This is a genomic window from Mucilaginibacter sp. P2_A4, assembly GCF_056405015.1.
On record NZ_JBFUCX010000011.1, the window covers coordinates 200283 to 211869 of the forward strand.

9 protein-coding genes are annotated in these 11587 nt (G+C 40.3%); 1 reads left to right on the forward strand and 8 read right to left on the reverse strand.

Annotation, left to right across the window (positions count from 1 at the left end):
* Positions 1 to 216: 216 nt before the first annotated feature.
* From AC1DYB_RS20445 to AC1DYB_RS20470, 6 genes are all read right to left on the reverse strand, one after another.
* The gene (locus AC1DYB_RS20445; protein ID WP_295718687.1) at positions 217 to 822 is read right to left on the reverse strand and encodes a TetR/AcrR family transcriptional regulator; all 606 of its coding nucleotides are present in this window, start codon (positions 820 to 822) and stop codon (positions 217 to 219) included.
* A gap of 414 nt (positions 823 to 1236) precedes the next feature.
* Positions 1237 to 1740: a DinB family protein gene (locus tag AC1DYB_RS20450; RefSeq protein ID WP_477437558.1), complete on the reverse strand. Its 504-nt coding sequence runs from the start codon at positions 1738 to 1740 to the stop codon at positions 1237 to 1239.
* 17 nt (positions 1741 to 1757) lie between these two features.
* Positions 1758 to 2207, reverse strand: a complete 450-nt coding sequence (locus AC1DYB_RS20455; protein ID WP_477437560.1) for a DUF5990 family protein — start codon at positions 2205 to 2207, stop codon at positions 1758 to 1760.
* A 107-nt stretch (positions 2208 to 2314) separates the two neighbouring features.
* On the reverse strand, positions 2315 to 3178 hold the full coding sequence (locus AC1DYB_RS20460) for an SDR family oxidoreductase (protein ID WP_477437562.1): 864 nt from the start codon (positions 3176 to 3178) through the stop codon (positions 2315 to 2317).
* Between the two features lie 178 nt (positions 3179 to 3356).
* Positions 3357 to 4508 (reverse strand): MFS transporter, encoded by a 1152-nt coding sequence (locus AC1DYB_RS20465; protein WP_477437564.1) that lies wholly within the window; start codon positions 4506 to 4508, stop codon positions 3357 to 3359.
* A 20-nt stretch (positions 4509 to 4528) separates the two neighbouring features.
* Positions 4529 to 5113, reverse strand: coding sequence for a Crp/Fnr family transcriptional regulator (locus tag AC1DYB_RS20470; RefSeq protein ID WP_295718694.1), 585 nt, complete (start codon positions 5111 to 5113; stop codon positions 4529 to 4531).
* A 185-nt stretch (positions 5114 to 5298) separates the two neighbouring features.
* Between AC1DYB_RS20470 and AC1DYB_RS20475 the strand changes: the two genes are divergently transcribed.
* Positions 5299 to 6456, forward strand: a complete 1158-nt coding sequence (locus AC1DYB_RS20475) for a putative sensor domain DACNV-containing protein (RefSeq protein ID WP_295718695.1) — start codon at positions 5299 to 5301, stop codon at positions 6454 to 6456.
* Positions 6457 to 6576: 120 nt separating this feature from the next.
* On the opposite strand, the gene AC1DYB_RS20480 is transcribed toward AC1DYB_RS20475, so the two are convergent.
* Positions 6577 to 9144, reverse strand: a complete 2568-nt coding sequence (locus AC1DYB_RS20480; RefSeq protein ID WP_477437567.1) for a BamA/TamA family outer membrane protein — start codon at positions 9142 to 9144, stop codon at positions 6577 to 6579.
* A 74-nt stretch (positions 9145 to 9218) separates the two neighbouring features.
* Positions 9219 to 11567, reverse strand: coding sequence for a GAF domain-containing protein (locus AC1DYB_RS20485; protein ID WP_477437569.1), 2349 nt, complete (start codon positions 11565 to 11567; stop codon positions 9219 to 9221).
* Between the last annotated feature and the right edge of the window lie 20 nt (positions 11568 to 11587).

The following is an 11587-nucleotide window of genomic DNA, read 5'->3' on the forward strand; positions in this document are numbered from 1 at the left end:
TGTAATTCATTGAAATAATAACCACATAAGTAAAATTAACAGCGCTAACGGCGGTTAGCAGCGGTATTTGATATGGTTATGACAGGTAATTTAACACTGTTGATTAATTGTATGTAGAAGTTGAAATCCATGGTGTTACTATTATTAATTTGTTTTTAATTTAAAGTTACTTAACACTGTTAAATAACTTAACACCGTTATTTTTATGTTAAAAAATTACTCAGGTTTTATTGATCTGATGATACCTGTAATAGCATCCATTAATACCTGGCGATTGATAGCGTCTGATGACCCGCGGCTCAATAAGTTGATAGAAACCAAACCATGTACAACAGACCAAAAAGTATAATACTTAGTACAGATTACATCAGATGCGGGATCTTCGATGTGCATTACTTTTCCGATGACATCTGTAAACAGGTCCCATGGCATTACCGATTCTTCGAGTTTATTTACTTCCTCGCATGAGCAATTGGTAGTTATACCAAACATGATCTGGTAAAGCTCTTTGTTTGCAAAGGCAAAATTCCAATAGGCCAACCACATAGCTTCCAGTTGTTTTTCTGGCAAGTTGTGTTGTTCGTGGGCTGTTCTAAGGTCTTTAGCCAAAATAAGATAACCCTTACGGGCAAGCTCTAACAGGATAGCCTCCTTGTTGGCAAAGTACTCATATATGATGGGCGCTGTATATTCAATCACATCAGCAATTTTGCGCATACTTAAGGCTTGCCATCCCTCCTCTTTTACAATGTGGAGAGCGGCATCCAGAATGTTGATCCTGGTTTCGTCTTTTAAGCGTTGAATACGTTCTTTACTGGCCATTTTGTTTACGTGATAAATTATTTAACAGCGTTAAGCAAATATATGACTGTTTATTGATCCATAGTACCATCGCTTTGTAAAATTGAGATCATCTAAATGTCAGGATGGGGAAGAATTTATGGAATTAGCATGGAGAATTGAGATAAACTATGTTAATTCTAATAAAAACCCGTATTGTAGGCTATAAAAGCAACGGATTTAGAGGGGGAAGCTGAGAGATAGCGAAAGATTTACGAAGTTTTCAAAACTTCGTAAATCTGACATTCTACAACTTTTGATAGGTGGTTGTAAAATATAGTGATGTTTAAAAAAAGGCTGTCCTGCTGAGCTTGTCGAAGCATGTGGGCAAAGGCTTCTGCGCTCGACCTTTCGACAAGCTCAAGGTGACAGGCCTTTTTAGAATGCGCATACCTTTTAGTCCTTCTTCACCAAATAAGTTAGTTGCCCCATATGATATCCCTGGTGAATAGTTCTGTTGATCAAAATATTTAGCTTATTCCTATGTGGTTCCTTTGCAAAATCTTCGGCAGATACAGCGCTGTGTTTTGTAAACCATTCCTCGGGTTGCATGGCATCAAATTTTTGCTTGAGCGTAGTATTTACATGGTTCCAGTATTCTTTAATATCGGCAATTGACGGCTTTTCGAGCCCCGATGTATCTGAATTTTTCAGGAAGATCTCATCCAATTGCGGGTAAAGCCGGTCGCCAAGTTCCAGAAAGGTAAATAAACCATCGCTTACCGCAGCCAAATGTCCCAGTAGATATATACCACTGTTGCGGCCGGGAGCGGTTTGGGCAGAAAGTTGATCATCTGTCAGTTTATTTAACAGCGCATTTAAACGTGTATTTTGTAATTCCCAGTTTGATATCGCCATTTTTATGAATAGCGCTGTTGTTGTTTCCTGTTGAGTTTCCATTGAGGGTATATGTGTTTTTAATTTATTGGTGATGTTGAGGTTATTTTCCAGCCGTCAAAAGGTTTAACCGTTGCACAATTGGGCGTTCCATCTTTTGCTGTTCCCGGAACTTTGGTCTGCAAAATTAAATTTGATTCTGTTTTAAGCTGATCAATAATTTCCCAGGTGACGCCGTTTAGTGGAATTTTAAGTCTTCTTTCCCAGGAGCCAATCTGCCCGGCTAATCTTCCAATATCTAAATATATAAAGTTGTTTGGGTATGGGCCTTGTATAAATGGGCTGCTAAATTTGGGTAAACTATCTTTTTGCCTGTCGCCTTTAACCACAATTGTTAAATAAAAATGCAGGTCTGTTGAATTTGATCGCTGTGTTTGCACAGTTTCATATTTGCTGCCTGATCCTTTTTGCAAACCAAAGTCAACATTGGCAGGCGGCTTTTGCAGGATAATATGAAGAGACAATTCCATAACAGATAAATTAAAGGTTCTTAATGTGATATGAAATGCAAACGTGTGTCTCTACAAATAAATTGAAGAGACACACGTTTGTGTTTTTGATGCTGCCAAGGTATTACTTATAAAGTAAATCCGTAATTCTTTGCCCATTTATCTTTGATTTCGGCACGTGATTTTACAAATTCATGATCTGCGCCCTGTGCAATAGCATCCAGTGGGTAACGTAAGGGGCGTTCGCCTTTATCAAGGTTAATCAAATCGAGTACGCCATCAGCAATGGTTTGCGGATCCATTTTGTAATCAGCCATCTTGCCAAATAAAGCACCACCCATCGCGTTGAAGGTGTTTACAGCGCCTTGTCCATAGGCGGCAATGATATCTTCCTTATCGGCGTTCAAACCTGTTTTGCTGCCGTTGTTCATTTCGGTTGGGTAAACACCGCTTTGTATAGATACATTCTCTATTCCATAAGCCTTCAGTTCATGATTAAAGCCTTCTGTTAATGATTCCATCGCGAATTTGGAAGCCATGTAGGGTACCATAAATGGCAGTGTAAAGCCGCTGGCGCCAGTAGAAATATTAATGATAAGGCCATTTTTGTTTGCACGCATGGAAGGAAGCACTGCATCGTAGGTACGCAAAACTCCGTAAAAATTAACCTCAAACATTTTCTTTACCTGGTCAATGGTATATGCTTCGGCTAAGCCATAACCTGTTATGCCTGCATTGTTCACCAATACATCAATCCTGCCATGTTTGGCTAGAGACTGAGCGAAAGCACTTTTTACAGATTCATCACTGGTTACATCCAGCTCTACAACATCTACATTAGGTAATGCGGCCAGCTCTTTGGCGGCGGCTTCATTTTTACCTGTTGTACCACGCATGGCGGCTATTACAGTATGCCCCTCTTTAGCTAAGGTTTGAGTCATTAACTTACCAAACCCTGTGCTTGTTCCTGTTATTAAAACTATCTTTTTCATTTTGTTGTGTATTATTTACATAACAAAGATGGGGCAACGCTAAATGCTGCCAAATGACAAAAGGCAAAAAAAAACGTTGATATTTATCAAGAGTAATTGGAGTTTCTTGTCGACGAAGAACGCTATACCAATGTAGGTATGACGCTTTCGCACAAAGACGCGAGGTGATCTACCTATTTTACGCGTTTTCTTTAAGTTGAGATACCATCACAATAATCAATGCGCCGAAACCAGCCACTATGCCAAATGCCCAGCGCAGGCCGGCTGCCTGTGCTATAAAGCCTACTGCCGGCGGTATGATCAGGAACCCCAGATAACCTACAGTTGAAACAGCTGCGAGTGCCTGACTGGTATTCATATTTTGTGATTTACCGGCCATACTGAATACCAATGGCACAATACATGATACCCCCAGCCCTACCATGGCATAACCCATATAGGTGGTGTAGGCATAGGGTAAAATAATGCAAAACAACAGCCCTGAGGTTACCAGGATACCATTAAGTGTAAGTACTTTTTTTATCCCTATTGAGGCCACCAGTCTATCGCCGGTGAACCTGCCAATGGTCATGGATACCATATAAACAACAAATGCCGCTGTTGCTGCTGATTTAGAAGGATGAACCACCTTTTGAAAATAAATGCCGCTCCAATCATACATCGTATTTTCGCAGGCCATGGAGGCAAAACATATCAATGCAAATTTTATAAGATGTTTATCAGGTAATTTAAAGCCAGATGAGGCTGATGTAACAACTGGTTTTTCATAATAGATGTGCGGGTAAAAAATAGCTGTTGTAATAAGCATTGCTATCCCAACTAATAGCAAATGCCAGGATGCGCCCACATTATAAGATACCATGACGTATCCAACGGCGGCACCGGCAAAACCGGCAATACTCCAGATGCCATGAAAGGTTACCATGATAGATTTATCGTAAAACGCCTGCACACTTACTGCCTGGGAGTTTGTTGATAGGTTATATATATTACGTGCCGAGCCAAAGAAAAAAAGCAGTATAACCAATTGCCATACGTAGGTAGTAAAGCCGGGTACACATAATAATAAATTGAAAGCGATAGCGCCAATAAGCATAATACTTTTGCTGCTAAAGTGCTTGAGCATTTTCGCGGTTATGGGTATAGTAAGCATCAAGCCTATTGGCAAGGCAAACAAAACCGCTCCTAACTGCGCCTCGTTTAAATGAAGCTGTTGTTGTATAGATGGTATGCGTGATGCCCAGGACGAATATCCAAAGCCCGAAATAAAGAAGAAAACTCCGCAGGCAAATCTTAATTTCGATCTGTTTGGGACGGTAGCATTATCCATGGCCTAAAAGTAAAAATAAATTACTTACCCGCCATCTGCTTCCGTATCCTGCTCAAGGTTTCTGGCGATATGCCCAGGTATGATGCGATCATATTTTGAGGGAAGCGCTGCAAAAAATCGGGATAGGTATTCAGGAGGTCTATATAACGGTCCTCGGCGGTATTGCTAATAGAGGAATGAATTCTTCTTTGTTGTGAAACGTAACTACGCTGGTCTATTTTTTTTACCATGGCTTCAATAGCTGGGACTTTCTTTTTCAGATCCTCCAGCTGCTCATATGATATTTGTAACAGTTCCGAATCATCAATGGCATCAATATTATAGCGGCTGGGGGTTTTCATCGTGAAGCCTTCATAATCGCCCATCCACCAGCGCTCTATACCAAAACGCACAATATGCTCATGACCCTTATCGTCAACCGTATATTGCCTTAAAGCTCCTTTAGTTACAAATGAGATATATTTACTCATATCGCCTTCCTGCAAAAGGTATTGTCTTTTACGCAGTTTTTTGAGCTTGAAGGATTTCTTTATCACTTCAATTTCTTCATCAGATAATTTTAATGATGAGTAATCTGCTACGTATTGTAAAAAAGTATCAAACATTTATGCGGGATCAGGATTTAAAATAATTTCAAAAATAAACATATAATTTAATCAGCATGTTGCCCAATTATCGGCTAATTGCAATTTTGAGGCATTTGTTTGTGATGGCGATAAAGAACCGCTATTTTTGGGTAGTACAATCTATTTAACCGGCCGTACCAGCCGGGAATCATCTTATAATCAATATGGAATCAAGGAGTATTACCTCTGAACCAACTTATAAAGCTGCCCGCGTTGTAGCTCCGTCATTAGAGCGGCATTTTAAACATTTCCATTCAATGGTAAATGTAGAAAGCGTCGACCTGGCCGCGCCAACACCTGATATTGCAACTATTGAGGCTATTATCGATATATCCTTCTGGGCGAGCCTACGTCGCGAAGAAGGTTATTCGCCAAAATTTACTTTGGCTTTTTTACCGCCTGAAAGCGCCGGACAACCGCTGTTGTTCGGACATAAAATAAAACTTGCGCCCAATATTCTTACAAAATTTGCTTCGGCTGTGCAGCAACCGGGGATACATTTAGGCGTTTGGATAGAAGATGGGGAACTTTACGTTTGGGGAACAACGCTTGCCATACCTGCCTATTGTTTTGTACTGGAGGTAATAGAGCCGGGATTACTGGTTGTAAAACATCGCCGTGTTGATGGTTTTGGTAAGTTTGTGAATATAGCCATTTTAAAAGGCGACGATATTAAGGTAGTTGATGAACAAGGCTCTACCCTATCCGACTGTCCCACCATTCTTACCTCTATGCTTGATTTTACTTTGCCATCTTCCTGGAATGATCCGGTGAATGTGCTGGTACAGTTAGCGGCATCTATGCAGGCTCATAAACGTGGCGGTATACTGCTGGTTGTACCATCCGGGAGCGACGATTGGACAGAATCCATTATTTCTCCTATATCCTACCCGGTTTCGCCGGCTTTCTCTGGCCTTACCGACCTGATGATTCATGAAGGCATTGAAAAATATCATACTTCCTGGCAGGAAAAACTACGCCGTGCAGTTGATACCATTGGTGGGCTAACCTCTATAGATGGCGCCACGGTAATTAATGATAAACATGAGCTGCTTGCCTTTGGTGCCAAAATAGGCCGTTCATCAAAAAGCACGCGTGTTGAAGAAATTATTGTTACCGAGCCGGTTGTTGGCTGCTCAACAAAAATAATTCACCCGGCACAAAACGGCGGTACGCGGCATTTATCTGCAGCGCAGTTTGTGTTTGATCAAAAAGATGCTATTGCTTTAGTGGCCTCGCAAGATGGCAGGTTTACGGTTTTTGCATGGTCGCCAATTGTAAATATGGTACATGCGCACCAGATAGATATACTTCTTCTTTAATTAAAAATGTTTATCCTCTGAAGGGAGAATGACAGGATATCGCTGGGATCAAACTTACGAAGTTTTGAAAACTTCGTAAGTTTTGCGCGATTAGACAAGCACGTCATGGACAGGTGAAGCTTAAAACCTCAATCCAATAGTAATGTAAGGTAATGATCCTTCTTTTGAAAAACCCATTACTGCTTCAATTAAAACCAGTTGCGCAGGGATGATGTAAATACCACCACCATAGCCATCATGCCATTGGCTGGATTTTTCGCCCGGCACCCAAACACGGCCTACATCATTAAAGCCGATAACACCTATTGAACCGGGCAGCAGGTAAGATGCAAAATCAAGCACTTTAAGGCGAAGCTCGAGGTTGTTGTAGGCGATAGACTTACCGGTGAACCTGTTGGTATGAAACCCCCTGAAGTTTTGGGCTCCGCCCAATTTCATTAGCTGAAAATAGGTGGCATCCCCAACTGTAGTGCCCAAACCCGTTCTGTTGGCTATAACCAGTACCGAGTCCCTGTCGGGATTTAGGTAAAAGCTGAATTCTGATAGTATTTGCCCGTAAGTGTTATGACTACCAGAACTTAATCCTGTAAACCCGCTAAGGGTAGTACTCCAGTAGATCCCTTTGGTAGGTATGGTTGCTTTATTGCGGGTATCCAGTTTAGCTGTTACCAATGCCCCTGTATAAAACCTGGTTCCAAATACATTTTCGGACGGATTTAACTGATCGTAATTGTTTAAAAAACGGTTGCTGTTATTAGATATGCTACTGTTATAATATTGCCCCGCAATGCCTTCACTTAGATGCCAGTTACCCTGTGTTTGTCGTAAGGAAACATCAGCAGTAACAAAATCGTAACGATTGCGATAGTACGAGATTTTTTTATCACCCTTGTTTTCGAAAACAGTATTGTTACCTATCCCAAAGAAATTACTAAGATTATGGGGCCCGAGCGAAACAAAATTAATGGCCAGGTCATTATTCCCTATCAGCTTCCACCAATTGGCATAATACGTTAACAGGAACGATTGCCTGGACAAGTTATAATTTACTAAAAACTCATTTCTGAAAGCATATGGCTCTTTACGGAAACCATGTTTTTCGTAAGAAAAACCGCCGATAAGGGATATACCAAGATCTGTGCTATAATTAGCCAGTACAATTGGCTCAAACCTGTTGAATTTAAAACTTTGTTTATCATATTGATTAACCGCGGTATCTGTTGACGTGCGAATTTTTACCTCTGTTGAGGATGGTAATTTATTCGGTTGATCTGATCGATCATATAAATAAAGCTTGCTTTTATTATGCAGATTTTTATCTACATAAAAACTATCCACCCCATCGCCACCAACCATGCGCACCCTTATAGGCGAGGGCTCAGTACCCGTTACTAAAAACTGGTCATCACCGGCAAAACCATACAATCTTACTTCCTGTGTTACATCCGGTTTAAAAGTGCGTTGATAGGTAACTTTGTCAATACTACCGTCTTTTTTTATCTTATTTATGGTTACAGAAAGATTACCGCCAGGCAGGTTATTGATGTTGAATTTATCCGTTTTATCGCTCGCTGGAATTTCTACCTCTTTGGATAAGAAGCGGTAATATTCCATTGCCTGTTTATAAAGTATATTCCGTCGGGCTATCATTTTTTTGATAATTCCCGAGCCCGAAAGCTTGTATATGGTATCAGGCATCAGTTTAACTGCCCTTTTGATCAAATCGTCGGTCAGCTTACTCTGCACAAAAGCTATCTGCTGTTTCCAGTCATCTTCGCTCAGGGCATTTAAAAAATAACGGTCAAAATAACGGGCATTAAAATTCCATCCGTTAATGTCCCTTATTTCTTCACTATATCCCTGGAATTTTGATTTTAACCACTGATGGGCAACTATCCAGGGGAACAGCCCGGAGGTTTTATAATAAACCTGGTCGCGGTCGCGGGGTACTGGCTCATAGATGATTTCGTGTTTACCTTCCTTTTTTTCCCAGCGCCATTGGTCTTCGTGACGATCCCAGTCGCCCAATAGCATATCCAGAAGGCGGGCCCGTAACACTATCTTTTCATCAACGTGATTATCGTTATCGTCCTGGAGCTTTTGTTGTACTTTTTCGGTGTTCTCAGTTTTTTCAGCATCCAGCGGTTCACGTTCCTCGAACAGGAAAACCTGGTTGGCAAAATCCTTACGGTACTCGCCTAATGCGGGATCATCGGGCACATATACAATTTTAGGATTAGAATGCGGAATTCCTAATGCTGATGCCAATGGTGGCACAGTTAACGCCGAAAACGGATGCGCGGCAGATACCTGGTCCTGTAAAATATCCTTCGCTACGGTGGGCCTCAGGTCGGGCGGTAAGCCATTCTCCGGATATTTTTGGATGGTCCGTAATACCCATTGCTGCCCTGTGGGGTCTTGCAGGCGTAAAGATTTTGTTTGTTTCCCTCCGCCCCTCTGCAAGATCTTTAAGCCGCCCTTTTCTGTTGATATATGAAAAACGCTGAACTTTACCGGAGCTGCCCATAGTTTACGGTAATTCTCTCCAAGAAAAAAACGGTGTGTACCGCTTACATTATTGTATTGAGGTTCGATGGCCAATTTTACGCTATCGCCTAATGATTGCGCACTTATATTATTAGTGATAAACAAGGTCATCCCCAATAAAAACAATAATGGAGGTTTCATAGGCTATATGTTGATTTATATGCGTTTTAAAATTAATCGGTTATGTATTAATTATTACAACACATAACTTTATTTTATGATTTAAAATCATAATTAACACCTACCCTTAAAGCTTTTAAGCCGGTAACGCCTTGTAATTCTTCCAGGTCGAGATATTCCAAATCATTGTTGAGGATATGACGATCCTGCAGGTATTTAATATATTCCTGGTACTCAGTGGCCTCCATCTGATTAAAATAGACCATCGCAATTTTACCTGGTTGGGTAAGGCGTTCAACCGTGCCGGCAATTAACACCTTATCTATTCGCTTCTTCACCACCTCATAACGTATGTTATAAGCTCCCTCTACATCAAAACGCCTTTCGTCGTTCCTGAAACTGATATCAATAGCGTTTGAATGTATAAATATCAGCTGTGTAGTTTGTAACGGGCGGGATATCTGGTCGGTTAAGCTGTTGGTTAACTTGGCTATCTCGGCCATGGACCGTAATTGCCAAAGGCGAATATTTTTTAGATACAGCAGATCAAATGCTTTGTGAGGCGCGATAGATTGACCAATATAAATATCATATTCAACCCCGTCGGTTCTGAATTTTTCAAAATAACATGGGAACGATCCTTGTACCTCATCCTGAGCCATCTCCAGGTAATTGTTAATACTGGTGTTGATGAGCTGCATAGAGTTTTCCAGGTTGCGGCGGTTGGCAAATGAAAGGCCAGTTTCTTCGGGCAGGGCATCAAAGTACTTATCAATCACCGGCTTTTCCTCTGGATAGTTTTGCCTGAAATGATTTAAAAACGGATTCAATTCATCCTGCAAAAAGCTATCCAGTGTAAGCTCATCATTGGTAGTTATAAATCCACTAACTTTTTGCAGCCACTCTTCACATTTAAATACCAGGTTATCAATAAGACTAAGGTGAATGTGTGTTTTTAACTTTTTTAAAGTATCTATGGTGAGGACTAACAACGCTTCAAGGTCATCCTGTAGGGCTGTGTTACGCTCTATAGTGGAGTTGCGAATATCTATTGCGCCAAACAATGGGTAAACGTTATTAAAAACCACGGTTTCTATTTCCTGGTTCTTATGCTTTTTGTTTCCTCGTGTAAGATAAGTCCAGGCTACTTCATTAAATTTCCATTGTACAGATGGCTGTAGCGAGGTGAATTTATTTTTAATTACTTTCTCTAACTTTTCATCGAATTGGTCGATACTATTTTGCAGTAATTGGGCAATTAACGGAATAGCGGTTTGCAATTTGGACAGCAGCTTTTCGTAAAAGGCTATTTCCTTATACGAGTATACTTCCATTATGCCTACGTTCTTTTTATTATAATAAACCGGGAAAATTCCATACGACTTAATTCCGGATTGTTTTAATACTTTAAGAAAAGGAAATTTTGCTACCTTTTCATCACTGATGATATTAAAAAATAAAGGTTTAGGATTTTTACTGTAATCTTCAGCAACTGACAGAAAAGCCTCTTCGGCCATGCTATATTGCTTTGCTGATGATATTAAAATACTTTGCGAGCATTCATTCTTGTCAAATATCGGCTTGTTATTAACGGTTAAAAACGGCATTAAGCCAAATTCGATAAAGGGATCTTCAGACAAAGTTTTTAATGACTTGATAATATGATCATACTGCTCAGATTCATTTGCAGAGTGATTAACCAACTCATTCCTGATGCTTTCCATAGCATGCGGAAGTGTAATATCCGTTAAGGTGATCACCGTAAAACCACGGAACATAAAATTTGATAGCGGTAAGATGTTTTCTAATACCTCTATTCCTTCAAAGCCATTTAGGTAAGGCTCTATCGTTTCAAACTTTAATTTGGGTAATTCGCCTTTTGCAATGATAGTTACAAACTGGGGGTTGGTGAAAATGCTATAATACCGGGTAAGGTTTGTTTCCGGGTCAACATAGCTGTACAAAAGTTCGTTTTTAAGCACTGTGCTAAAACCATACATGCGCTCCAATATCAAGTTGTAAACAAACCTTCTCTGGCGTTGGGTAAACAGCTCACTACCGGGCATATCTACCACATACAAACCAGAGTGATGACTGGAATGGAAATTAAAGAATGCTTCTGTGCTAAAAAAAATTTTATCAGGCACCGGAGTGCTTAATGCCCAATAAAATTCCTTTTCGTTGAGTATGGGCGGGGTGAGTATGCTAAAAACAAGTTCCAGCATTCCACGGTATTTTTCTGCATGTTCCGGGTTCAATTCCAGGTCTATACAGGTATCCGTTTCAAACTTGTTAAGAACATATTTATAGAATTCACTTTTAAGGGTTTTCTCGGTAATTACACGCTCCTTTAAATGTTCCACAAATGGATTGAATGACAGGCACATATCAACCTGGCAAACAGTGCATTCGTTCTTGCTTATATTTAATACTTCGGTGTGCATTTTATTATAAAATTATCCCT

Excerpts from the sequence above, each read along its gene's own strand:
- AC1DYB_RS20445 (WP_295718687.1), bottom strand. The coding sequence starts at position 822 with ATGGCCAGTAAAGAACGTATTCAACGCTTAAAAGACGAAACCAGGATC.
- AC1DYB_RS20475 (WP_295718695.1), top strand. The coding sequence starts at position 5,299 with ATGGAATCAAGGAGTATTACCTCTGAACCAACTTATAAAGCTGCCCGC.
- AC1DYB_RS20480 (WP_477437567.1), bottom strand. The coding sequence starts at position 9,144 with ATGAAACCTCCATTATTGTTTTTATTGGGGATGACCTTGTTTATCACT.
- AC1DYB_RS20460 (WP_477437562.1), bottom strand. The coding sequence starts at position 3,178 with ATGAAAAAGATAGTTTTAATAACAGGAACAAGCACAGGGTTTGGTAAG.
- AC1DYB_RS20470 (WP_295718694.1), bottom strand. The coding sequence starts at position 5,113 with ATGTTTGATACTTTTTTACAATACGTAGCAGATTACTCATCATTAAAA.
- AC1DYB_RS20465 (WP_477437564.1), bottom strand. The coding sequence starts at position 4,508 with ATGGATAATGCTACCGTCCCAAACAGATCGAAATTAAGATTTGCCTGC.
- AC1DYB_RS20485 (WP_477437569.1), bottom strand. The coding sequence starts at position 11,567 with ATGCACACCGAAGTATTAAATATAAGCAAGAACGAATGCACTGTTTGC.
- AC1DYB_RS20450 (WP_477437558.1), bottom strand. The coding sequence starts at position 1,740 with ATGGAAACTCAACAGGAAACAACAACAGCGCTATTCATAAAAATGGCG.
- AC1DYB_RS20455 (WP_477437560.1), bottom strand. The coding sequence starts at position 2,207 with ATGGAATTGTCTCTTCATATTATCCTGCAAAAGCCGCCTGCCAATGTT.